Genomic DNA, 21291 nt, shown 5'->3' with positions numbered 1-21291 from the left:
CCACACTTTGATTTATGAATACATTCAAATGTGGGAGGGGGCTTGCCCCCGATAGCGGTACAACAGTCAGCGCAGAACTAGCCCTGCCATTTGCCGCCTTCGACAATCACACTGTCAGGCGGGGTGTCATCGCTGAGTTCTTTACGTACGTATTGGTCATACAGTTTGAGCAGGAATTTCTCCTCGCCCAACTTCGCCAACTCGGCGTTCACCCAATCACGCAGTTCGATATTGCCCTTCTTCACTGCCGGCGCAATTGGCGCCTCGTCGCCGAGCTTCTCTTCCAGCACGCGGTAGCCTGGGTTCTGCTTGGCCCAGCTGAACAGCACCAGGTTGTCCTGGGCGTAGGCATCGCCGCGACCGGCCGCCAGCGCTTGCAGGGATTCTGAGTTCTTCTCGAACTTGAGCAGTTTCCAGTCCGGGTGGTTTTTGGTCAGCCAAATATCGGCGGTGGTGCCGGTGGTGACGATGAGGGTGCGGGTCGCCAGGTCATCCAGGTGCTTGACCGGGCTATCGTTGGGCACCAAGGCCTGCACCGCGACTTTCAGGTTGGGGTGGGTGAAGTCCACCGCTTCCTTGCGCTCCGGGGTGACGGTCATGTTGGCCAGGATCAGGTCGACCTTGTCGCTTTGCAGGAACGGAATACGGCTGGCCGGCTCCACCGCGACGAATTCGACTTTGTTCTCATCGCCCAGCAGGTCCTTGGCGAAACGACGGCCAATATCGGTATCGAAGCCGACGTAGCGCCCGGCCTCGTCCACAAAGCCGAACGGCGGTTTGTCAGTGAATACGCCGACGATCAGCTTGTCGCGCGCCTTGATTTTGTCGATGTAACTCGCAGCAGCCACAGGTTTTGCAGGCTCTTCGGCCTTTTTATCGCAGCCGACCAGCAGAGCGACGGCCACCAGGGGCAGTAGTAGTTTTTTCATAGCAATTCCAGTTCCTTGATCTTCTTGGGCAGTGTTGAAACAAAGGAGAACTTCTCCAGAAACTGCTGCGCGCGTGCGGTCTGCGGGTTCGTAAAGAATGCCTCGGGGGTGTTGTGTTCGAGAATGCGACCGGCCTCCATGAACACCACGCGGTCGGCGACGGCGCGGGCGAAGGCCATTTCGTGGGTGACGATCAGCAGCGTCATACCTTCGCGGGCCAGGCCCTGGATCACCTCCAGTACTTCCTTGACCATCTCCGGGTCGAGGGCCGCGGTGACTTCGTCAAACAGCATGACCTGGGGGTTCATGCACAACGAGCGGACGATGGCGATACGTTGCTGCTGACCGCCGGAGAGCTGACGCGGGAAGGCGTCGCGCTTGTCCGCCAGGCCGACACGCGCCAACAGTTGTTCAGCCTGCTCGCGGGCTTCGTGCAGGTTGCGTTTTTGCACTTTCAGCGGGCCGAGCAGCAGGTTGTCGAGCACACTCATGTGCGGGAACAAGTGGTAGCTCTGGAACACCATGCCGATGTCCTGCCGCACCTGGCGCCAGTCGGTGTTTTTATCCAACAGCTCCTGGCCGGCAAACCGCAAGCTGCCGCCGTCGGCCACTTCCAGGCCGTTGAGGCAGCGCAGCAAGGTGCTTTTGCCGCAGCCGCTGGGGCCGAGGATCACCACCACTTCGCCGCTGTGCACGCTCAGGTCGATGCCCTTGAGTACCTGCTGCTCGCCGAAAAATTTGTTGAAACCCTGAAACTCGATCAATGCGCTCATGCTTGGGCCCAGCGCCGTTCCAGCACCTTGGAGGCGGCCGACAACGGGTAGCAGATAAAGAAGAAAAACAGAAACAGCGCGCCGTAGATCAACACCGACTCATAGGTGCGCTCGATGATTTGCTGGCCGACCTTGATCACGTCCACCACGCCGATCAGCACTGCCAGGGAGCTGGTCTTGATGATGCGGGTGTAGACGTTGATGGTCGGCGGGGTCATGCGTTTAAGTGCCTGTGGCAGCAGCACGTAGCCGTACAACTGCGGCGCCGACAAACCAATCGACAAGCCCGCCTCGCGCTGGCCGCGGGGCAACGAGTGCAGGGCGCCACGCACTACCTCACCGACTTCGCTGGCGCCCCACAGCGATAGCACCAGCACCGCGCACCAGAAACTGGGGAGGCTGAGGCCGAAGAAAATCGGCAACCCGAAAAACAACAGGTACAACCACACCAACACCGGAATCGCGCGGAACAGTTCCAGATAGACGCGCAGCACCGCGTTGATCGCCTTGTTATTCAAGGTGCGCAGCACGCCATACAGCACGCCGCCCAGGGTGCTGAAAACGATGCTCAACACCGAGATCGACAAGGTCTGCGCGGCGCCCTTACCCAGTTGTGGCAACGACACCCACAACAATTCAAGACCCGAACTGGCCATGCTGGAGCCTCCTTTCCAAGCGGCTGAGCAGCAGCGACAGCGGTAAAAACAACAGCACGCAAATCAGCGTCAGCACGGCGAGCATTTCGTAGGTTTTGTAATAGAGGGCGATGTAGCTCTTGGTGGTGTAAAGAATTTCCGGCACCGCCACCGCAGAAACTACGGTGGTCTCCTTGAGCAAAAAGATGAAATTGGCGAACAGTGCCGGCAGGCTGAGAATGCCGGCCTGGGGCAGGATCACATGGCGCAGCAGTTGCCAGTCGGACAGGCCGATGGACTTGCCCGACTCGATCTGCGCCAGCGGCACCGCTTCCACGCCGGCGCGCAGCACTTCCGTGAGGTAGGCGCCGCCAAGAAACGTCATGGTGATGATCGCGGCCCAAAACCCGGAGATATTCACGCCCAGGGCAGGCAAGGCGAAGTACACGAAAAACAGCTGGATCAGCAGCGGTGTATTGCGCGCCAGCTCCACATACAACGCCACCAGGCGCGACAGGTACGGCGTGCGAAACACCAGCAGCGCCGCGTTGATCAGCGCTACAAGCAATGAGGTGGCGATGGCGATCAGGCCCACTTGCAGCGTGACACCCACAGCGTTCAAAAACGCCGGCAGGGTGCTGAGGATAAAAGCGAAATCGAAGGTCATTTGCAGTCCATGACGCCGCAGGGTAGAGCGGCGCGTGCTATCCAAGCCAACGTGGGTAACGCTGGGTAGCACGAACTTTAAAGGTATAAAAAGTAAAATTTAAATACCTAAATAGCATATTGATATCACCCAAAAAGATAACCTCGGGATTCGCGGAGTGAACGGGCGGCGGCTATGGTTGAGGGGTCTGTGTTTCGAGGGAATAAACAATGAACAAAGCGAAACCGATTGATCCGCAGGAGCTGGTGAAATGGTTGGTGGCGTTGCGCAGGGCGATCAATAGCCGCGCGCTCTGACACGCTGAAGTTTCACTGTGAGATAAAGATCTAATGTGGGAGGGGCAAGTCGAATCGTCGCACCGCCCCTCCCACATTTTGATTGCACTCCAGATTCCACACATAAAAAAACGCCGACGCTATGTGAGCCGTCGGCGTTGAAACCTTGAAGGGGGTTTTGGCTTACATCAGAACGCCGGCACGACCGCACCGTTGTACTTCTTCTCGATAAAGGCTTTGACTTCCGGGCTGGTCAGGGCCTTGGACAGTTTCTGGATTGCATCGCTGTCCTTGTTGTCCGGGCGGGCTACCAGGAAGTTCACGTAAGGCGACTTGGCGTCTTCGATGATCAGCGCATCTTTGGCCGGGTTCAGGCCGGCTTCCAGGGCGTAGTTGGTATTGATCAGGTCCAGGTCGACCTGGTCCAGCACGCGGGGCAGCAAGGCCGATTCAAGCTCTTTGAATTTGAGGTTTTTCGGGTTGCTGGCGATGTCTTTCGGTGTAGCCAGGGCGTTGGTCGGGTCTTTGAGGGTGATCACACCGGCTTTCTGCAGCAGCAACAGGGCACGGCCGCTGTTGGAGCCTTCGTTCGGGATGGCCACGGTGGCGCCGTCTTTCAGCTCTTCAATTTTCTTGATCTTTTTCGAGTAACCGCCGAACGGTTCAACGTGTACGCCCACCACGGTCACCAGGTTGGTGCCCTTGCCCTTGTTGAAGTTTTCCAGGTACGGCAGGGTCTGGAAGTAGTTGGCATCCAGGCGCTTTTCAGCGACTTGCACGTTGGGCTGCACATAGTCGGTAAATACTTTGATTTCCAGGTCCACGCCTTCTTTGGCCAGGGTTGGCTTGACCAGCTCAAGGATCTCGGCATGCGGGATCGGGGTGGCGGCCACCACCAGTTTCTCGTTGGCCTGGGCGAAGCTGGCAGTCAGGGCAGCGGCGAGTGCGGTAAACAACAGAACCTTTTTCATGCAGTGTCCTTATCGACATTCGGAGGGCGTCTCTGACGACCGTTTGTTAAGTGAGGTGCCAGCGAAGTGCTATCGCGGCATGGAACGGACAATACCTAGATTTTTTATTCCCGAACAATATCTTTTATTCACGTTGATATTCCATTTTGCTCATGTAGGAATTGGCGCAACGTTGCCTGCTCCGCTGGGCTGGCTTGGGCATAGATCCGCCGCACTTGCTCCAGAGGCGAATCCACCACCGGCAGGTTCAGGTGCTCGGGCAAAATTTCGTCGCCGCTACTGACCAGCAACGCGAAGTGAATAACGTTTTCCAGCTCACGGGTATTGCCTGGCCAACTGTGATGTTCCAGTACGCGCTGCGCAGCCTCGCTGATCAGCGGCACCGGCAAATCCAGGCGCTGACTGTAGATGCCCAGGAAGTATTCGGCCAGGGACAGAATATCCCCCACCCGCTCACGCAACGCCGGCAGGTCCAGCCGGCCTTCGCTCAAATAGTGGAAGAGCCGCTCATGGAACTTGCCGGCCGCCACGGCCTGGGCCAGGTCGATGCTGGTAGCGGCCACCAGGCGCACGTCCACCGGGCTCGGTTGATGAGCCCCGACGCGGGTGACTTCGTGGTTTTCCAGCGCGGCGAGCAATTTGACCTGGATCGGCAACGGCAGGTCGCCGATCTCGTCCAGGTACAAGGTGCCGCCATTGGCCGAGCCGAACCAACCGGCGCGGCTGCTGGCGGCGCCACTGTGACTGCCGGCGGCGTAGCCGAACAGCTCGGCATCGGCGTAGGTGGGGCTGATCGCGCCGCAATTGACCGAAACGAACAAGCCACTGCGGTCACTGCCACGGTGAATATGCCGCGCCAGCAGCTCTTTACCGCTGCCGGTTTCGCCGCGGATCAGTACGGGCAAGGCACGCGGCGCGAGCGCTTCCAGGTCTTCGCGCAGCTTGCGCGAGCGCGGGTCGACAAACACCAGGGCCTTGGCGCGGATGCTCAGCGGGCTTTTTTCCGCGTCGGGGAAGGTCAGCAGTGGCTGGCCGAAGGTTTCATGCAGACTCATGACAGGCTCCCGCCCCTATCCACTGCGGGACGGGGGCGTTAAAAAAATGATCAGGCACTGCGCCGGGCGTGATGCTCAAGGCGACTTTGCAGGCGATAGAGGTAAGCGAAACCCTGCTCCCAGCGCTGGTGGCCGGACTTCACATTGATATGCCCGGCACCGGCCAGGATCCCGGCTTCAGCTCCCCAGTTGCGCGCCAACTCCAAGGCCCGAGGGGCACTGACGGCACTGTCGTTGTCGGAGCTGACCACCTGGCTGGGGAACGGCAACAGGTCGGTCGGGATCGGCGCAAAGTTGCGCAAGGCCGGCGAGCAGGCCGGGCGTTCCACATCCGCCGGCGCCACCAGCAAGGCACCGCGCACCTGCCGCAGAAAATGCAGCGGCGCGGTAGCGGCCCAATGGGCCACGGTGATGCAGCCCAGGCTGTGGGCGATCAGAATCACTGGCGTGCTGTCGGCGGCGATCGCCTCGGCCAGCGCGGCTACCCAGTCTTCGCGGCGCGGCGTCAACCAATCGGCCTGCTCCACGCGGGTGCTGTTGGGCAGGCTGTTCTGCCAGTGACTTTGCCAATGATCTTCTGGCGATCCTTGCCAGCCCGGCACGATCAGGTAACGAACCAACTCGCTGTGCATGGGTGTGCCCTCCTGCAGCGTTTAACGTTGCTGAGCAGTATAGGGACGGGGGTTATATTCGTTAAGGAATAAGAAGCTATTTATTAATAACCAAAAATTCAAAATTCTACCCGATTTGCCTTCACGTCACTTCGCGCACAATTCGAACAACTGAGCCTGTAAGCATTGCCCCGCCGCACTCAGGCCATGGCGGGCATACAACGCCAGACGCACGCCTTGCACCTCGGGCAAACCGCTGTCAGGCCCCAGCTCCATATGCCCTGGCTGCACTACCCGGCGCGGCAACAGACTCACCCCCAACCCCGCCGCCACTGCCGAACATACGCTGGCCAAACTCGCGCTGGAGTAACCGATACGCCAGCGCCAACCGCCCACTTCCAGGTGCTGCAGCATTTCATTGCGGTACAGGCCGCCCACCGGAAAGGCCACCAACGGCAACGGGTCGCGCCCCACGGAGGGTGTGGTGCGACTGTCCACCCAGCACAGCGGCTCGGGCCACGAGGCCAGGCAGTCGGCGCTGTCGCCCATTTGTTTGACCAGCAACACATCGAACTCGCCGGCCCGGTATTGGCGTTGCAATTCGGGGCCCAAACCACTGGTGACCTCCAGACGCACCCGTGGATAAGCCTGCACAAATGACGACAACAGCGGCATCAGGCGCTCGGCGGCAAAATCTTCCGGCACCCCCAGGCGCAGCACACCGTCACTTTGTTGGCTGATCAGCACCTCAGCGGCCTCCTCATGCAGCGCGAGGATGCGCCGCGCGTACGCCAGCAAGCGCTCGCCCTCGGCAGTGGCGACCACGCGGCGCTGGTCGCGGTCGAGCAATTGGCACGCCACCGCGTCCTCCAGGCGGCGAATCTGCTGGCTTACGGTGGATTGGGTCAGGTGCAGGCGCTCGGCGGCGCGGGTGAAGTTGCCGCAGTCCACCACGGCGACAAAACTGCGTAATAACACGGGGTCGAACATCCACATCACCATTGTGTTTGCCACTGATTGGCATGGTTATATTTAATTTCAGAATACCCTTAGGGCTGCCCATACTTCACCTCCCATCGTGCCCGGAGCGGCCTGCATGACCCTGAACAAATCCCTCGCCGGCTGGGGACTATTGCTGGTGCTGGGCCTGAACCTGCGACCAATCCTCAGCTCAATCAGCCCGCTGCTGGGCGAAATTCGCCAGGCCACGGGCTTGAGTTTCCAGAGCAGCGCCCTGCTGACCAGCCTGCCGGTGGTGTGCATGGGCCTGGTGGCGCTGGTCGGCGTGCGGGTGGAAGCACGCTTGGGCGAGCGGCGTGGCATCGCCCTGGGGCTGATGATGATCCTGTTGGCCTGCCTGGCGCGCTGGCTGATGGGGCAGGCGTCGGCGCTGTTGGTCACGGCATTGCTCGGCGGGGCCGGTGTGGCGCTGATCCAGGCGCTGGTGCCGGCGATGATCAAGCGCGAGTTTCGTCATCGCGTGCCGGTGGCGATGGGGGTGTACTCGGCGTCGCTGATGGCCGGCGGCGGGCTGGCGGCGTTGCTCAGCCCGGTGGTGGCGACGCACTTTGCGCAGTGGCAGGCCGGGCTCGGAGTCTGGCTGTTGCCGGCACTCGGCGCGTTGCTGTTGTGGGCCTGGCTGCCGCTGGGCGCGGCGCGTAACCCGCAAGTGCCGCCGGCGCTGGAAGGCCTGCGCAATCGGCGCGCGTGGTTGCTGGCGTTGTATTTCGGCCTGGTGAACTGCGGCTACATGAGCCTGGTGGCCTGGCTACCGGCTTATTACCAGCAACTGGGCTGGGGCGTGCTGCCCAGCGGCTCGCTGCTGGCGTACATGACCATTTTTCAAGTGATCGCCGCGCTGCTGATGCCGGTGCTGGCGCAACGCGGTGTCGATCGTCGTCCGTTGCTGGTCATTAGCCTGCTGGCGCAAACCGTGGGTTACCTCGGCCTGATCTTCGCGCCGCTGGAATATCCCCACCTGTGGGTGGCCCTGTGCGGCTTCGGCCTGGGCGCCTGCTTTGCCCTGAGCCTGCTGCTGACCCTCGACCACCACCGCGACCCACGCCATGCCGGGCAACTGGCGGCCTTCGTGCAAGGCGTGGGTTTTTTGATCAACGCCATTTCACCGTGGATGACCGGTTGGCTGCGCCAGCTTACTGGCGACTTCGTCAGTGCCTGGTGGGTGCTGACCGTGACAGTGCTGGCGATGCTGGCCGTGACGCGGGTATTCAGCCCGGCAAGCTATCGCGTCGAACTGGCCGTCGTGGCCCCCAGCCAGCGCTTTACACACTAGCGACACACACCCATGTCAGATTTACACCACTGAACTCCACCCGCCCCTTTGACGAAAACGAGGACGTCGTCTGATGGACTGTATCTTCTGCAACATCGCCCGCGGCACCGCCCCTGCCCACTTGTTATGGGAAGACCAGAGCCACATGGCTTTCCTCTCCATCTTTCCCAACACCCCAGGGTTCAGCGTGGTGATTCCCAAGGCTCATTACGGCAGCTATGGGTTTGCCCAGTCGGACGAGGTGCTGTGCGAATTAGTGGTTGCGGCCAAGAAGACCGCACTGCTGATTGACCGGGCGCTCGCGGGTGTGGCGAGGACCGGCATGATTCTGGAGGGTTATGGCGTCGATCATTTGCACGCCAAACTGTTCCCGATGCACGGAACGGGCGAGGACAGCGCCTTCAAAAAAATCAGTTCCCGCGTGGATAAGTTTTTTGATCGCTATGAGGGCTATCTCTCATCCCATGACTGCGCCAGGGCCGACGATTCGACGTTGGCCGAGCTGGCCGCCCACATCCGTGCCGTCAACGACTGAGCACGGGGGTGGCCAGACTCGCCACCTCAACCGGCCGCCGCACCTTAGCGCAGCACCGTTTCCGCCGGGTTGAGGCCTGCATTGGGCGCCGCCATGGGCTCAAGCCGATTGGCCCGCGCAAATGTGCCGAAATCATTGAAGCGCACGCCCATGTCGGCCATGACCTTATGCGCCACCTTGGCCGTCATCTGGCGGATATAGAACGGTTCCTTCACCACAAAATGATGAATCCCGTGGGTGCTGCCAAAGTTGAAGCAGAACGCCTGCAACGGCCACATCCACCATGGATTTAGCACCTGGGTTTGCTGGATCACATTGCCCGGTTCCACATCGCCGTAGTAGTGCATGTTGGAGCTGACAAAGTGCAGGCAGAACGTGCGCAGCACATTGGGCCCGATGATCACCACGGCGGCGATGTCGATCACGTGCATCATCTGCAAGGTGCCCGCCGACCATTCGATGGGCGCGCCGAGCAGGCTGGCGACACCGTTGGCGGCGTGGAACCCGAGAAACACGTACCACGCGCCCCAATGCAGCAGCGCCAGCGGCGCGTAGACCAGCAGCGCGCGCTTGAGGATCTTGAATTTATGGCTCCAAGTCTTGGCCCGCAGCATGCGGATAAACGCCGACATCACGTTATCGCCCACCATCAACAGGCGCGCCAGGCCCCACGGTTCGCCGTTGGTGATTGCGCGCTCCTCCATGTCGGCCTCGGTGCCGGAGACCTTGTGATGATTGAGGTGCAAGTGGCGGCGAATCCATGGGTTGATGGTGCTCGGCCGCGCCAGCCACACCAGCGCCATCATCAGGTTATGCGGCACACGTTGCTTGCGAAAGTACATGCTGTGGATCAGGTCATGTTCCAGCTCATGGGTCAGTGACGCAAAAAATGCGTTAAGCAGCAGGCACACCCACCAGGCCATATGCCCGGTAATGTAGAGCGCCGCCGAGCCGAGCATGCCCAGCAACGCAAAGGCCAGGATGCCCGCACCCAGCGCGTCCTGATGCAGCAGCCAGGGGTGTTGCTGGCGCAAGCGCACACCTTCGGCGAGTACGACTTCGCGAATGTGCGCCGAACGTTGTTGTGCATTCAGCGATTGGGGACTTGCAGAAGTACCGTCCATGCTCCCATCCTCTTGTTTATCGAGGTTTACATCCTGCACCAGGCGCTCGCGCAGGACGCTAGCCCCACACGCCAACCTGTTGACCGCACACGCCAATCGCCATGACCGAACCCACCTCCCTCGCCAGCTGGACCCGCGCCTTGCGCAAGCAGCTCGATGCCTTGGGCCTGGACAGCGCCGCGCTATGCCGCGAGGCCGGGCTCGATCCGCAGCTGATGGAGGACCCCAACGCGCGCTACCCGCTGTCGGCCACCACGCGCCTGTGGGAATTGGCGGTGCAGGCCAGCGGCGATCCGGCGATCGGTCTGCGGGTGTCGCGGTTTGTCAGCCCCACCACGTTTCATGCGTTGGGCTATGCGCTGGTGGCCAGCGGCAGTTTGCGCGAGGTGTTCGAACGCATCGTGCGTTACCACCCGGTGGTCAGTGACGCCTTGACCCTGGAGTTGAGCGGCGATGGCGAGCGTTATCGGTTTCGCCTGCTGCAACCGCCAGGCAGCCCGGCGCCAGCGTTGGAGGCCATTGATGCGTTCGCGGCGATTTACGTGCGCACCTGCCGCAATCGCCTGGGTCGGGATTACGCGCCGTTGGCCGTGTACCTGCGCCGCCCGCCGCCGGCCGACCCGACGCCGTGGCAAACGGTGTTCCGCGCGCCGGTATTTTTCGCCGCCGACGAAGACCGCCTGGAATTCGCCGCGCGCGACTTCGACAGCCACCTGGACGACGCCAACCCGGAGCTGGCCGAACACAACGAAACCGTGCTCAAACGCACCCTCGCCCAACTGCAACCGCTGACCTGGGAGCGCAAGGTGCGGGCGGTTATCGAAGCGCAATTACCGGACGGCGAGCCCAGCGCCGAACGCGTTGCCCAAGCCCTGCACCTGAGCCTGCGCAGCCTGCAACGGCACCTGGCGGATGAAGGCTGTCGGTTCGATGCGCTGCTCAACCAATGTCGGCAGAACCTGGCGTTGCAGCACCTGCGCGATCCGCAGTGTTCGTTGGCCGAGATCAGCCATTTATTAGGGTTTGCCGATACCAGCAGCTTCAACCGCGCGTTCAAGCGCTGGACGGGGATGACGCCGGGGCAGTTCAGAGAAGGCCTGGGTTAGCGCCCACGCTCGCGCCGCAACAGCTTCTTGACCCGCGCGACCAGAGCCTTGTCATCAAAGGGCTTGAGCAGGTAGTCATCCTCATGCAGTTCCAACCCGCGCAGGCGATCTTCGATCCCGCCCGGTGTGGTCAAGAACAACAGCGGCGTGTCGCCCTGCTGTCGGATCGCCTGCTGCAGCGTCCAGGCATTCAGGCCCGGCAACATCACGTCCAGGATCACCAGGTCGTACACGCTGCTTTCCACAAAGCGCTGCGCGGCCATGCCGTTGGCCGCGACTTCTACGGCGAAACCCGCCTCGCTCAAGCCTTGGGCCATGCGTTGCGCCAGCTGCGGCTGGTCTTCCACTAACAACACCTGCATGCCTTACCTCTGGGTTTAATGACAAACCTGTCATCCAATTGTGCGGCTTCTGACCCCGTTCACTGGCTACCGTGGTGGCCTGTTCAACGGAGCTTTCACCATGTATCGCACTGCTTTGTTTCTGAGCCTGGCCCTGACCGGCGCCGCCCAAGCGGCACCGCAATTGCCACGCCATGCCGATTTGGATCTGCGTACCGCCCGCCAATTGGCCGATGCCAGCCTGGCCCACTGCAACGCCGCGCTGACCGTGCTCGATCGCGGCGGCAATTTGCTGGTGGCCCTGCGCGCCGACGCTGTCGGGCCGCACAACAGCCTCGCCAGCCAACGCAAGGCCTACACCGCGCTGTCGAGCAAAACCGCCACCCGGCTATTTGCCGAGCGCGCCCGCAACAACCCGGAAGCGGCCAACCTTAACACCTTGCCCGAATTGCTGTTGCTCGGTGGCGGCGTGCCGTTGTTTGCCGACGCCGAACTGGTCGGCGCGCTGGGTATCGCCGGAGCCGGTGGCGCAGCGCAGGACGAAGTCTGTGCAGTCCAGGCCGCCGAGCAACTGGGCCTGAAAACTTCTCTGTGATTAACCCTCGAAAGGACCTCCCCATGAAAACCCTGAGCATGACCCTCGCCGCCCTCAGCCTGAGCGGCCTGTGCAACCTGGCCCTGGCCGCCGGCAACCCGCTGAGCGTGCACGTTCTCAACCTGGAAAACGGCCTGCCGTCGGCGGGCGTCAGCGTCACCCTGGAACAGCAGGTGGGCGATCACTGGCAAGCGCTGTCCGAGGGCGTGACCAACCAGCAAGGGCGCATTGCCGAACTGTTCCCCGCCGACCGCAGCCTGACGCCCGGCGAGTACCGCGTGGTGTTCAAGACCGGCGACTATTACAAAAAAGCCAACCGCGAGACGTTCTTCCCGGAAGTGCCGGTGATTTTCCAGGTCAAGCAGACCGACCAGCACTACCACATTCCGCTGCTGCTCAGCCCGTACGGGTTCTCCACCTACCGCGGTTCCTAGTTCACGCGCCTGCGGCACGCCGCAGGCCAGGCAGGTCGAGCACTTCGATTGCGCCGTAACTCAAGCCGATAATGCCCTGCTGCTCCAGGCTCTTGAGCAAGCTGTTGATGGTCTGGCGCGACAGGCCCAACATTGCCGCCAGGTCTTCCTGGGGCAGTTGCAGCACGCGGCGTGCCTGTTCGATTTCGCCGTAGCCTTCGGCAATCATCAGCAACCGATGGGCCAGACGCGCCGACGCGGGCATCAGGCTCATCTGTTCGATATTGATCAACGACAGCCGCAGTTTATGGCTCATCAACAGGGCCACTTCCCGCCAGTACACCGGCTGGCGCTCAAGCAGCGCGAGCATCGCTGCCTGCGGCACCTGCAGTAACGTGCACGGCCCCATGGCCAGCGCATCATGGGTGCGCGGCAGGCCGTCGAACAGGCAGATTTCACCGAACCAGTAAGGGGTTTCCACCAGGCTCAATACTGCTTCCTTGCCTTGGGCATTGACCGCGCTGATACGCACCGCGCCGTGGAGCACGGCATACAGGCCACAGGGCGGATCGCCGCGTTTGAACAGCAACTGTCCCGCCGCCAACGTGCGCAACCGAGCGGCCGCCAGCAGGCTACGCTGAAAATCGTCCGGTAAATGGCTGAACCAGTGGCCGGTGACCAATTGGCGGTGCCAGTTCTCTGGGTTCATGAGCGCTCCGAAGATTGTCGCCCAGCTGACAGTCAGGCGTGGTCCGACAGGGCATGATCAAACATCCTACAGGAGGAACAACAATGAAAAGCCTCGTCGACCACCTCAGTCAATACGCCGCCTACCACCGCGACCCGCGCAATATCGCCAGCCATTTTGTCGGCATCCCGTTGATCGTCATCGCCGTCGCCGTGCTGCTGTCGCGCCCCACCTGGGCTATCGGCAGCCTGTGGATATCTCCGGCGCTTATCGTGGCGCTGCTATCGGCGTGGTTTTACCTGCGCCTGGAACTGGCGCTCGGCGTGTTGATGAGCGCGCTGATGGGCTTATCGGTGTGGGCCGGACACACACTCGCCGCGCACAGCACGCTGGTGTGGCTGAGCAGCGGCGTCGGGCTGTTTGTGGTGGGCTGGGTGATTCAGTTTGTCGGCCACTATTACGAAGGCAAGAAACCGGCGTTTGTGGATGACATCTCGGGGTTGATCGTGGGGCCGCTGTTTGTGGTGGCGGAGGTGGCGTTTTTGCTGGGCTTGCGGCAGGCGCTCAAGCGGCAGATCGAAGAGCGCTCGGGCCCCGTGGCGCGCCGCGATCTAAAGCCGAGACAGGTCTGAATATGGGAGGGGCGGTGCGACGATTCGACTTGCCCCCTCCCACATTGGCCCCATTCTCACATTGGGTAGCGCAGGGTTCTCAGGTTTTTTGCCAGACCTTGGGCTTGAAGAACAGGGTTTCGCCACGGGCCAGGCCGATCAGGCTGTCGTGGTCTTTCACCACTTCGGCTTCGATCAGTTCGGGCTGACCCTCCACCTTCAAGGTCACTCGCGTCGTCGCTCCCAACGGGCGGATATCGCGGACTTCGGCGGCGTGGTGGTCTTCCAGTTCATGGCGCGACAGCGACACTTCATGGGGGCGGAACAGCACGTGCTGGTCTTCGCCCAAGTGCAGGCGATTGGAGTCGCCGAGGAAGTGGTACACGAAGTCACTCGCCGGGTTTTCGTACACCTCGCCCGGTGAGCCGATTTGCTCGATCACGCCCTTGTTCATCACCACGATACGGTCGGCGACTTCCATGGCCTCTTCCTGGTCGTGGGTCACGAAAACCGACGTGAGGTTGATGTCCTCATGCAAGCGCGCCAGCCAGCGGCGCAGTTCTTTACGCACCTTGGCGTCGAGGGCGCCGAAGGGTTCGTCCAGCAGCAGTACTTTGGGCTCCACCGCCAGGGCGCGGGCCAGGGCGATGCGCTGGCGTTGGCCGCCGGAGAGTTGTTCCGGGTAGCGGTCGGACAGCCAATCGAGCTGCACCATGTTCAGCAGCTCATGGACTTTCGCCGCGATCTGACTTTCGCTGGGCCGTTGGTTTTTCGGTTTCATACGCAGGCCGAAGGCGACGTTGTCGAACACGGTCATATGGCGGAACAGCGCGTAGTGCTGGAACACAAAACCGACGTTGCGATCACGCACATCATGGCCAGACACGTCTTCGCCGTGGAACACGATGCTGCCGTCATCAGGAGTTTCCAGGCCTGCGATAATGCGCAGCAAGGTGGTCTTGCCGCAGCCGGAAGGGCCGAGCAACGCCACCAGCTCGCCGCTCTGGATATCCAGATTGATGCTGTCCAGGGCCTTGAAGGCGTTGAAGTTCTTGCTGACGTTACGGACTTCGATCGACATGACTTATTCCTCTGCCGCACTGGCGCGCAGGCGATTGATACGGTTCTCGCTCCACTGCTTGAGCAGCAGGATGAAGAGCGCCAGGACCAGCAACAGACTCGCCACCGCGAACGCGGCGACGTGGTTGTATTCGTTGTAGAGAATCTCGACATGCAGCGGCAAGGTGTTGGTCACGCCGCGAATGTGGCCGGACACCACCGACACCGCGCCGAATTCCCCCATCGCCCGCGCCGTGCAGAGCACCACGCCGTAGATCAGGCCCCATTTGATGTTCGGCACGGTGACATGCCAGAACATCTGCCAGCCGTTGGCACCGAGCAGGCGCGCGGCCTCTTCTTCCTGAGTGCCCTGCTCCTGCATCAGCGGGATCAACTCACGGGCCACGAAGGGCACGGTGACGAAAATGGTCGCCAGCACGATGCCCGGCAAAGCGAACACGATCTGGATGTCGTGCTCTTGCAGCCACGGGCCAAAGAAGCCCTGGGCGCCGAACATCAGCACATACACCAGACCGGCAATCACCGGCGATACCGAGAACGGTAGGTCGATCAGCGTCACCAGAATGCTTTTGCCACGGAACGAATACTTGCTCACGCACCACGCCGCGCTGACGCCGAACACCACGTTGAGCGGCACCGAAATGGCCACGGCGATCACCGTGAGTTTCAACGCCGAGAGCGCATCGGGTTCCAGAATCGCGGTAAAGAACGCGCCGAGGCCGTTCTTCAGGCCCTGGGACACCACGATAAACAGCGGCAGCAGCAAAAACAGCACGAACACCAGCCAGCCGAAGCCGATCAGGATGCGCCGCGACGCTGCGCTGCCACGTCGGGCGGCGTTGGAGGACGCGGCGGAAATAGACGATTGGGACATGTTCCGCGCCTCCTTAAGGACGTTCGATACGCCGCTGCAGCAAGTTGATCAGCAGCAGCAGCACAAAGGAAACCACCAGCATCAGCACCCCGATGGAGGTGGCGCCGCGGTAGTCGTATTGGTCGAGCTTGACCATGATCAGCAGCGGCAGGATCTCGGTTTTCATCGGCATATTGCCGGCGATAAAAATCACCGAGCCGTACTCCCCCACGCCACGGGCGAACGCCAAAGCGAAACCGGTCAGCCAGGCCGGCAACAGCGCCGGCACGAGGATGTAGCGGAACACCTGCAACGGCTTGGCGCCCAGGCAGGCGGCGGCTTCTTCGACTTCGCGCGGGATATCGGCCAGTACCGGCTGCACCGTGCGCACCACGAACGGCAGAGTCACGAAGGTCAGTGCCAGGGTGATGCCCAACGGCGTGTAGGCGATCTTGAAGCCCAGGTCGGCGGCGAACTGGCCCACCAGGCCGGTCGGCGTATACAGCGCGGTCAGCGCAATACCGGCCACGGCGGTGGGCAAGGCGAATGGAAGGTCGATCATCGCGTCGATGATCTTGCGACCGGGGAAGGTGTAGCGCACCAGCACCCAGGCCAGCAGCGTGCCGATCACGCCGTTGATCAACGCGGCGTACAGCGCGGTGCTGAAACTCAGCTTCAATGCCGCCAGCACGCGGGGTGCGGAAATAATGGCCCAGAACTGATCCCAGGTGAGTTGAGCGGCGTGAACGAACATCGCCGCGAGGGGGATGAGCACGATCAGGCTGAGGTACACCACGGTGTAACCCAGCGTCAGCCCGAAGCCGGGTATGACGGGGGAGATACGACGCGACATAAGAGTCCTTGGTTAGCGTAACGGACACACAAAACCCGCAGCTGAATGCGGGCTCTGTGGGCGGGTTGTTGCTGGCTTACTGCGCCGTGTAGATCTGGTCGAACACGCCACCGTCATTGAAGAATTTCGGTTGGGCAGTTTTCCAGCCGCCGAAGTCTTTGTCGATAGTCACCAGGTCCAGTTTCGGGAACTGCTGGGCGTATTTGGCGGCGACTTTCTCATCCCGTGGACGGTAGAAGTTTTTCGCCGCAATCTCCTGGCCAGCGGGGCTGTACAGGTGCTTGAGGTATTCGGTGGCGATTTCGGTGTTGCCCTTCTTCTCGGCGTTCTTATCCACCACCGCTACCGGCGGTTCGGCGAGGATCGACAGGGACGGTACGACGATATCGAATTTGTCTTTGCCGCCGTCTTCCTTGAGCGCCAGGAACGCTTCGTTTTCCCAGGCCAGCAACACGTCGCCCTGACCGTTGTTGACGAAGGTGATGGTCGAGCCGCGCGCGCCGGTGTCCAGCACCGGTACGTGCTTGAACAGCTCCTTCACATATTCCTGGGCCTTGGCTTCGCTGCCGCCGGCCTTGAGGCCATAGGCCCAGGCGGCGAGGAAGTTCCAGCGGGCGCCGCCGGAAGTTTTCGGGTTTGGCGTGATCACCGAGACGTCCTTCTTGATCAGATCGCCCCAGTCCTTGATGCCTTTGGGGTTGCCCTTGCGCACCAGGAACACGATGGTCGAGGTGTACGGAGTACTGGCGTCTGGCAGGCGGGTCTGCCAGTTTTCCGGCAGGGTTTTGCCCAGTTTGGCGATTTCGTCGATGTCACCGGCCAGGGCCAGGGTCACTACGTCGGCGCGCAGGCCGTCGATCACCGCACGGCCTTGCTTGCCAGAACCGCCGTGGGATTGCTGGATCTTGACGGTGTCGCCGGGATGGGACTGTTTCCAGAAGCTGGTGAATTCCGCGTTGTAATCCTGGTACAGCTCGCGGGTCGGATCGTACGAGACATTGAGCAACTCGTAGTCCTTGGCAACCGCGGAACCGGCAAACACGGCGCTGGCCAGGGCGGCCAGGGCATAACGGCGAATCGACGACATAGAAGCTCCTGAAATTCTGGGGTGTTGGCTTTTTCTTATAGTTGCGGGTCTATCGCCGTCAGCGCTTAGCTCGGTTTGTTACCGGGGTTCTGCAAACGGAATTTTTCCTTGCGCTCGATCTGCACCACTTGGGCGTTGTGCACGGTGATTTCCACCGCGCCAAAACGCAGATCGCGCAGGGCGCTCTGGATCTCACGCAAGATGGTTGCTTCGTCCTGGCCGTCGACGCTACGTAGAGATGCGCTCATGGTCTCGCTCCTGAAATGAATAGTGCCTGGCAGTGGCGGCACTGCTTGCGGCGTGAGAGCGATAGTAGATAAGCGTGAATATTCTTAAAAATACTATTTAAGAATTTTTATATAACCAAAAAGAATTTTCTGCAAGGCGTGGAGCGTTAGAAAGGAGGCAAGCCCCCTCCCACATTTCAAGTTTGGATGAGGGGCGCGCGGTGCCAATCTATTTCGGACGCTGACATCGGCCGGCCAAACCAATACCCTTGGCCCAGATCACAGCCCTGCTCCAACAGGAACCGCGCCTGCTCCACCTGTTCGATACCCTCGGCCTGCACCTGCATGCCCATGCTTTTGGCCAGGGCGATGACCACGCGCACGATCGCCATGTCGTCTTCATCCCATGGCAACCCGGCGACAAACCCCTGATCGATCTTGAGCTTCTGCACGGGCAGGCGCTTGAGGCGCAGCAGGGAGGAATAGCCGGTGCCAAAGTCGTCGATCGCCAGGCGCAAACCCAATTCGCGCAGGCGATGCAGCTGTTCCAGGGCCGCCTCGGGGTCGTCCATCACCGCGCTTTCGGTGACTTCCAGTTCCAGGAATGCCGGGTCCAAACCGGTGTCATGCAGCACCTGGGCGACTTGCTCGTACAGCTCGCGCCGGGCGAACAGGCGGCTGGACACGTTGACGGCGACAAAGCTCAGCCTTAGGCCGTCGGCCAGCCATTGGCACATCTGGCGGCAGGCTTGGTCCATGACCCAGGCGTCGATCTCTGCGATCAGGCCAGTGCGTTCGGCAATCGGGATAAATTCGATGGGCGGCACCAGGCCGCGCTCCGGGTGCTGCCAACGGACCAACGCTTCCAAGCCCACCAGGCGGCTGCCCGTCAGGTCGTGCACTGGCTGGTAATACACGCGCAGTTCCTGCTGTTCGAGGGCGCGACGCAGCTCGCTGGCCACCTCCACGCGGTTCTGTGCATGGGCCGTGAGTTCCTCGGTGTACAGCGCGTAGCTTTCGCGACCGACGCCCTTGGCTTTGAACAGTGCGGAATCGGCGTTGCGCAACAATTGTTCGGCGCTGAGGGCGTCGTTGGGGAACAAGCTGATACCGATGCTGGCACTGACAAACAGCTGATGGCCGTCAAAGATGAACGGTTGCTTCATCACATCGAGCATGCGCTGAGCCAATGCCGCGGCCTGCACCACCTGTGGACAACTTTCCGCCAGCACCGCGAATTCATCCCCGCCCAGCCGCGCTAGGGTCACGCCGGGGCCGAACAGGCTCTGCAGCCGCTCGGCGACCAGTTTGAGCAATTGATCGCCGACGTTATGGCCGAGGCTGTCATTGATGATTTTGAAGTGATCCAGGTCGAGCAACAGCAAAGCACAACCGCGTTTGTGGATTTGCGCCGAGGCCAGCGCCTGTTCGGTGCGGTCGGTGAATAGCAGACGATTGGGCAGATCGGTCAGGGGGTCGTGGTGCGCCAAGTGAGCCAGCTCGTGCTCGGAGTTCTTGATGGCGCTGATATCGGAAAACACCGCGACGTAATGGCTGATGTGGCCATGATCATCGTGAATCACCCGGATGGTTTGCCATTGCGGGTAGATTTCGCCGCTTTTGCGCCGATTCCAGATTTCACCGCTCCATTCGCCCGTGCGCTCCAAGGCCTGGAACATCTGTTGGTAAAAAAGCGACGAATGGCGCCCGGACTTGAACAAACTCGGCTGCTGGCCCATCACGTCGTCGCGCCGGTATCCGGTGATCTCCATAAACGCACGATTGACGTGCACGATCAGGCCCTGGGCATCGGTGACCAGCACGCCTTCACGAGTGCAATCGAACACGGCGGCGGCCTGGCGCAGGCGCTCGCGGTGCTCCTTGGTCGGCTGCAACAGCAGGTGAGCCCGGGCGAAGTGCGCGCATATCAGGGAGATCACCAGCGCTGTAATGGCCACCCACACGTAGCCGCGCACCTGCATCCATTGACTCATGTCGCTGGGGTTATCGAAGAACTCGATCAATACACGCTGCGTGAGCCCGATCCATAAGACGGAAACCAGCAGATATACCAGCCCCGCGCGCAGGGCACCTCGGTATGAAAGCAGCATAGGTTCAGTAATCCTTACCCAAAAAACAGAATCGCCCCACGAAGCTGCGGATTATAGAATAAGAAACATCCAGTAAGTCTTATCTGAAAGGGCGGCTGGTTTTCTCTGTAGGCTTAGTGATAATGCGTGAGCTGTTCTTTTCTTTATCTGAGGGCCATACAGCCTATGTGGTACAACGGTTTTCTTGACTTGTCGGCCTGGCAACTGGTGGCAGTCACTCTGTTGATGACCCACGTGACCATCATTGCGGTCACCGTCTATCTGCACCGCTATTCCGCCCATCGCTCCCTGGAGCTCAATGCCGGGCTTAAACACTTCTTCCGCTTCTGGCTGTGGCTGACCACGGCGCAGAACACCCGCGAGTGGACCGCCATCCACCGCAAACACCACGCCAAATGCGAAACCGTCGACGACCCCCACAGCCCGGTGATCAAGGGCCTGTCTACCGTCCTGCGCAAGGGTGCCGAACTCTACCGCGCCGAGGCGGAGAACCCCGAGACCCTGCGTATCTACGGCAAGAACTGCCCGGACGACTGGCTCGAACGCAACCTCTACACCCCCTACCCACTGCTGGGCGTGGCGATCATGGGCGTGATCGATCTGCTGCTGTTCGGCACCATCGGCATCACTATCTGGGCGATCCAGATGATGTGGATCCCGTTCTGGGCTGCCGGAGTAATCAACGGCCTGGGCCATGCGGTGGGCTATCGCAACTTCGAATGCCGTGACGCGGCCACCAACCTGGTGCCGTGGGGCATCATCGTCGGCGGTGAAGAACTGCACAACAATCACCACACCTACCCGAACTCCGCCAAGTTGTCGGTGAAGAAATGGGAGTTCGACCTGGGTTGGGCGTGGATCAAGGTGTTCAGCTTCCTGCGCCTGGCCAAGGTGCAGCGCGTGGCGCCGATTGCCCATCGCGTGGAGGGCAAAGGCCATTTGGACATGGACACCGCCATGGCGATCCTCAACAACCGCTTCCAGATCATGGCCCAGTACCGCAAGTTGGTGATTGGCCCGCTGGTCAAACAGGAACTGGAAAAAGTCGATCACTCGGTGCGGCACCAATTCCATCGGGCCAAGCGCCTGCTGTCGCGGGAAACCAGCCTGCTGGATGATCGCCATCACTTGCGCATCCAAAGCATGCTGGAGCACAGCCAGGCGCTGAAGGTGATCTACGAGAAGCGTCTGGCGCTGCAACAGATCTGGGTCAAGACCAGCGCCAATGGTCACGACATGCTGGCAGCCATCAAGGAATGGGTACACGAAGCCGAAGCCAGTGGCATCCAATCCCTGCGGGATTTTGCCCACCAGTTGAAAACCTACTCGCTGCGCCCTGCCGCCGTGTGACCCTGCCGTGGGGGGGGGGGGCCGCCCCCGCCCCCCGGGTTTGGGGGGCTTTGACGGGCGCCGCCCCACCAGACCCAGGAAGGGAAATCAACCCCAAACGCCGCGCAC

At 61.1% G+C, this 21291-nt stretch carries 24 protein-coding genes; 7 read left to right on the top strand and 17 right to left on the bottom strand.

The window, feature by feature from the left end; all coding sequences use genetic code 11:
- Positions 1-77: 77 nt before the first annotated feature.
- The 8 genes from ACFZPT_RS25090 to ACFZPT_RS25055 form a co-directional block, all read right to left on the bottom strand.
- Positions 78-929, bottom strand: a complete 852-nt coding sequence (locus ACFZPT_RS25090) for a transporter substrate-binding domain-containing protein (protein ID WP_034095329.1) — start codon at positions 927-929, stop codon at positions 78-80.
- Entirely contained in the window at positions 926-1702 is a 777-nt protein-coding gene (locus tag ACFZPT_RS25085) for an amino acid ABC transporter ATP-binding protein (protein WP_034095328.1), read from the bottom strand. The genes ACFZPT_RS25090 and ACFZPT_RS25085 overlap by 4 nt, the downstream gene beginning before the upstream one ends.
- Complete coding sequence (locus tag ACFZPT_RS25080; RefSeq protein WP_034095327.1) at positions 1699-2358, bottom strand: amino acid ABC transporter permease; 660 nt, start codon at positions 2356-2358, stop codon at positions 1699-1701. Before ACFZPT_RS25080 ends, ACFZPT_RS25085 begins: the two co-directional genes overlap by 4 nt.
- On the bottom strand, positions 2339-3004 hold the full coding sequence (locus ACFZPT_RS25075; protein WP_034095326.1) for an amino acid ABC transporter permease: 666 nt from the start codon (positions 3002-3004) through the stop codon (positions 2339-2341). The genes ACFZPT_RS25080 and ACFZPT_RS25075 overlap by 20 nt, the downstream gene beginning before the upstream one ends.
- Before the next feature lie 463 nt (positions 3005-3467).
- On the bottom strand, positions 3468-4250 hold the full coding sequence (locus ACFZPT_RS25070) for a MetQ/NlpA family ABC transporter substrate-binding protein (RefSeq protein ID WP_034095325.1): 783 nt from the start codon (positions 4248-4250) through the stop codon (positions 3468-3470).
- 128 nt (positions 4251-4378) lie between these two features.
- The gene (locus ACFZPT_RS25065; protein ID WP_034111285.1) at positions 4379-5305 is read right to left on the bottom strand and encodes a sigma 54-interacting transcriptional regulator; all 927 of its coding nucleotides are present in this window, start codon (positions 5303-5305) and stop codon (positions 4379-4381) included.
- Between the two features lie 50 nt (positions 5306-5355).
- Positions 5356-5937 (bottom strand): alpha/beta hydrolase, encoded by a 582-nt coding sequence (locus ACFZPT_RS25060; RefSeq protein WP_040265266.1) that lies wholly within the window; start codon positions 5935-5937, stop codon positions 5356-5358.
- 126 nt (positions 5938-6063) lie between these two features.
- Positions 6064-6906, bottom strand: coding sequence for a LysR family transcriptional regulator (locus ACFZPT_RS25055; RefSeq protein WP_099312146.1), 843 nt, complete (start codon positions 6904-6906; stop codon positions 6064-6066).
- A gap of 106 nt (positions 6907-7012) precedes the next feature.
- On the opposite strand from ACFZPT_RS25055, the gene ACFZPT_RS25050 reads away from it, so the two are divergent.
- Positions 7013-8209, top strand: a complete 1197-nt coding sequence (locus ACFZPT_RS25050; RefSeq protein ID WP_047881488.1) for a CynX/NimT family MFS transporter — start codon at positions 7013-7015, stop codon at positions 8207-8209.
- 73 nt (positions 8210-8282) lie between these two features.
- Positions 8283-8744 carry an HIT family protein gene (locus tag ACFZPT_RS25045; RefSeq protein ID WP_047881489.1) on the top strand — a complete coding sequence of 154 codons (462 nt, stop codon included), beginning with the start codon at positions 8283-8285 and terminating at the stop codon, positions 8742-8744.
- 44 nt (positions 8745-8788) lie between these two features.
- Here the strand turns inward: ACFZPT_RS25045 and ACFZPT_RS25040 are convergent, their stop codons facing one another.
- Positions 8789-9868, bottom strand: coding sequence for a fatty acid desaturase (locus tag ACFZPT_RS25040; RefSeq protein ID WP_099312126.1), 1080 nt, complete (start codon positions 9866-9868; stop codon positions 8789-8791).
- Between the two features lie 101 nt (positions 9869-9969).
- Here ACFZPT_RS25040 and ACFZPT_RS25035 point away from each other — a divergent pair, with 101 nt between their 5' ends.
- Positions 9970-10974 carry an AraC family transcriptional regulator gene (locus tag ACFZPT_RS25035; RefSeq protein ID WP_034095319.1) on the top strand — a complete coding sequence of 335 codons (1005 nt, stop codon included), beginning with the start codon at positions 9970-9972 and terminating at the stop codon, positions 10972-10974.
- Here the strand turns inward: ACFZPT_RS25035 and ACFZPT_RS25030 are convergent.
- A complete protein-coding gene (locus ACFZPT_RS25030; RefSeq protein ID WP_034095318.1) occupies positions 10971-11336 on the bottom strand; it encodes a response regulator transcription factor in 366 nt (121 codons plus the stop codon). The two genes, ACFZPT_RS25035 and ACFZPT_RS25030, sit on opposite strands and share 4 nt — an antisense overlap.
- Positions 11337-11436: 100 nt before the next feature.
- On the opposite strand from ACFZPT_RS25030, the gene ACFZPT_RS25025 reads away from it, so the two are divergent.
- Together ACFZPT_RS25025 and uraH are read left to right on the top strand one after the other, a co-directional pair.
- Positions 11437-11910 carry a heme-binding protein gene (locus tag ACFZPT_RS25025; protein ID WP_099312128.1) on the top strand — a complete coding sequence of 158 codons (474 nt, stop codon included), beginning with the start codon at positions 11437-11439 and terminating at the stop codon, positions 11908-11910.
- 23 nt (positions 11911-11933) lie between these two features.
- On the top strand, positions 11934-12344 hold the full coding sequence (gene uraH / locus ACFZPT_RS25020) for a hydroxyisourate hydrolase (protein ID WP_099312130.1): 411 nt from the start codon (positions 11934-11936) through the stop codon (positions 12342-12344).
- Position 12345: 1 nt separating this feature from the next.
- Here uraH and ACFZPT_RS25015 read toward each other — a convergent pair whose 3' ends face one another.
- Positions 12346-13032 (bottom strand): Crp/Fnr family transcriptional regulator, encoded by a 687-nt coding sequence (locus tag ACFZPT_RS25015; protein WP_099312132.1) that lies wholly within the window; start codon positions 13030-13032, stop codon positions 12346-12348.
- 83 nt (positions 13033-13115) lie between these two features.
- On the opposite strand from ACFZPT_RS25015, the gene ACFZPT_RS25010 reads away from it, so the two are divergent.
- Positions 13116-13643: a DUF962 domain-containing protein gene (locus tag ACFZPT_RS25010; RefSeq protein ID WP_099312134.1), complete on the top strand. Its 528-nt coding sequence runs from the start codon at positions 13116-13118 to the stop codon at positions 13641-13643.
- A gap of 79 nt (positions 13644-13722) precedes the next feature.
- On the opposite strand, the gene ACFZPT_RS25005 is transcribed toward ACFZPT_RS25010, so the two are convergent.
- The 6 genes from ACFZPT_RS25005 to dibA form a co-directional block, all read right to left on the bottom strand.
- The gene (locus tag ACFZPT_RS25005) at positions 13723-14703 is read right to left on the bottom strand and encodes a sulfate/molybdate ABC transporter ATP-binding protein (RefSeq protein ID WP_034095313.1); all 981 of its coding nucleotides are present in this window, start codon (positions 14701-14703) and stop codon (positions 13723-13725) included.
- 3 nt (positions 14704-14706) lie between these two features.
- Positions 14707-15576 (bottom strand): sulfate ABC transporter permease subunit CysW, encoded by an 870-nt coding sequence (gene cysW / locus ACFZPT_RS25000; protein ID WP_034111277.1) that lies wholly within the window; start codon positions 15574-15576, stop codon positions 14707-14709.
- Between the two features lie 13 nt (positions 15577-15589).
- Positions 15590-16408 carry a sulfate ABC transporter permease subunit CysT gene (gene cysT, locus ACFZPT_RS24995; RefSeq protein WP_034095311.1) on the bottom strand — a complete coding sequence of 273 codons (819 nt, stop codon included), beginning with the start codon at positions 16406-16408 and terminating at the stop codon, positions 15590-15592.
- Positions 16409-16484: 76 nt separating this feature from the next.
- Entirely contained in the window at positions 16485-17495 is a 1011-nt protein-coding gene (locus ACFZPT_RS24990) for a sulfate ABC transporter substrate-binding protein (RefSeq protein WP_034095310.1), read from the bottom strand.
- A 65-nt stretch (positions 17496-17560) separates the two neighbouring features.
- Positions 17561-17743, bottom strand: coding sequence for a sulfur starvation response protein OscA (oscA, locus tag ACFZPT_RS24985; protein WP_007941032.1), 183 nt, complete (start codon positions 17741-17743; stop codon positions 17561-17563).
- 176 nt (positions 17744-17919) lie between these two features.
- The gene (gene dibA, locus ACFZPT_RS24980) at positions 17920-19833 is read right to left on the bottom strand and encodes a phosphodiesterase DibA (RefSeq protein WP_099312136.1); all 1914 of its coding nucleotides are present in this window, start codon (positions 19831-19833) and stop codon (positions 17920-17922) included.
- A 165-nt stretch (positions 19834-19998) separates the two neighbouring features.
- On the opposite strand from dibA, the gene desA reads away from it, so the two are divergent.
- Positions 19999-21183 (top strand): delta-9 fatty acid desaturase DesA, encoded by a 1185-nt coding sequence (gene desA / locus ACFZPT_RS24975; protein ID WP_034095308.1) that lies wholly within the window; start codon positions 19999-20001, stop codon positions 21181-21183.
- Positions 21184-21291 lie beyond the last annotated feature (108 nt).

Source organism: Pseudomonas sp. MD330_10 (assembly GCF_042610415.1).
GTDB classification, from domain to species: Bacteria; Pseudomonadota; Gammaproteobacteria; order Pseudomonadales; family Pseudomonadaceae; genus Aquipseudomonas; species Aquipseudomonas rhodesiae.
This window is presented reverse-complemented; position numbering and strand designations above follow the sequence as displayed.

Bases quoted from the DNA above. Each gene is read 5' to 3' on its own strand.
- ACFZPT_RS25090 (WP_034095329.1), bottom strand. From the start codon at position 929: ATGAAAAAACTACTACTGCCCCTGGTGGCCGTCGCTCTGCTGGTCGGC.
- ACFZPT_RS25085 (WP_034095328.1), bottom strand. From the start codon at position 1,702: ATGAGCGCATTGATCGAGTTTCAGGGTTTCAACAAATTTTTCGGCGAG.
- ACFZPT_RS25080 (WP_034095327.1), bottom strand. From the start codon at position 2,358: ATGGCCAGTTCGGGTCTTGAATTGTTGTGGGTGTCGTTGCCACAACTG.
- ACFZPT_RS25075 (WP_034095326.1), bottom strand. From the start codon at position 3,004: ATGACCTTCGATTTCGCTTTTATCCTCAGCACCCTGCCGGCGTTTTTG.
- ACFZPT_RS25070 (WP_034095325.1), bottom strand. From the start codon at position 4,250: ATGAAAAAGGTTCTGTTGTTTACCGCACTCGCCGCTGCCCTGACTGCC.
- ACFZPT_RS25065 (WP_034111285.1), bottom strand. From the start codon at position 5,305: ATGAGTCTGCATGAAACCTTCGGCCAGCCACTGCTGACCTTCCCCGAC.
- ACFZPT_RS25060 (WP_040265266.1), bottom strand. From the start codon at position 5,937: ATGCACAGCGAGTTGGTTCGTTACCTGATCGTGCCGGGCTGGCAAGGA.
- ACFZPT_RS25055 (WP_099312146.1), bottom strand. From the start codon at position 6,906: ATGTTCGACCCCGTGTTATTACGCAGTTTTGTCGCCGTGGTGGACTGC.
- ACFZPT_RS25050 (WP_047881488.1), top strand. From the start codon at position 7,013: ATGACCCTGAACAAATCCCTCGCCGGCTGGGGACTATTGCTGGTGCTG.
- ACFZPT_RS25045 (WP_047881489.1), top strand. From the start codon at position 8,283: ATGGACTGTATCTTCTGCAACATCGCCCGCGGCACCGCCCCTGCCCAC.
- ACFZPT_RS25040 (WP_099312126.1), bottom strand. From the start codon at position 9,868: ATGGACGGTACTTCTGCAAGTCCCCAATCGCTGAATGCACAACAACGT.
- ACFZPT_RS25035 (WP_034095319.1), top strand. From the start codon at position 9,970: ATGACCGAACCCACCTCCCTCGCCAGCTGGACCCGCGCCTTGCGCAAG.
- ACFZPT_RS25030 (WP_034095318.1), bottom strand. From the start codon at position 11,336: ATGCAGGTGTTGTTAGTGGAAGACCAGCCGCAGCTGGCGCAACGCATG.
- ACFZPT_RS25025 (WP_099312128.1), top strand. From the start codon at position 11,437: ATGTATCGCACTGCTTTGTTTCTGAGCCTGGCCCTGACCGGCGCCGCC.
- uraH (WP_099312130.1), top strand. From the start codon at position 11,934: ATGAAAACCCTGAGCATGACCCTCGCCGCCCTCAGCCTGAGCGGCCTG.
- ACFZPT_RS25015 (WP_099312132.1), bottom strand. From the start codon at position 13,032: ATGAACCCAGAGAACTGGCACCGCCAATTGGTCACCGGCCACTGGTTC.
- ACFZPT_RS25010 (WP_099312134.1), top strand. From the start codon at position 13,116: ATGAAAAGCCTCGTCGACCACCTCAGTCAATACGCCGCCTACCACCGC.
- ACFZPT_RS25005 (WP_034095313.1), bottom strand. From the start codon at position 14,703: ATGTCGATCGAAGTCCGTAACGTCAGCAAGAACTTCAACGCCTTCAAG.
- cysW (WP_034111277.1), bottom strand. From the start codon at position 15,576: ATGTCCCAATCGTCTATTTCCGCCGCGTCCTCCAACGCCGCCCGACGT.
- cysT (WP_034095311.1), bottom strand. From the start codon at position 16,408: ATGTCGCGTCGTATCTCCCCCGTCATACCCGGCTTCGGGCTGACGCTG.
- ACFZPT_RS24990 (WP_034095310.1), bottom strand. From the start codon at position 17,495: ATGTCGTCGATTCGCCGTTATGCCCTGGCCGCCCTGGCCAGCGCCGTG.
- oscA (WP_007941032.1), bottom strand. From the start codon at position 17,743: ATGAGCGCATCTCTACGTAGCGTCGACGGCCAGGACGAAGCAACCATC.
- dibA (WP_099312136.1), bottom strand. From the start codon at position 19,833: ATGCTGCTTTCATACCGAGGTGCCCTGCGCGCGGGGCTGGTATATCTG.
- desA (WP_034095308.1), top strand. From the start codon at position 19,999: ATGTGGTACAACGGTTTTCTTGACTTGTCGGCCTGGCAACTGGTGGCA.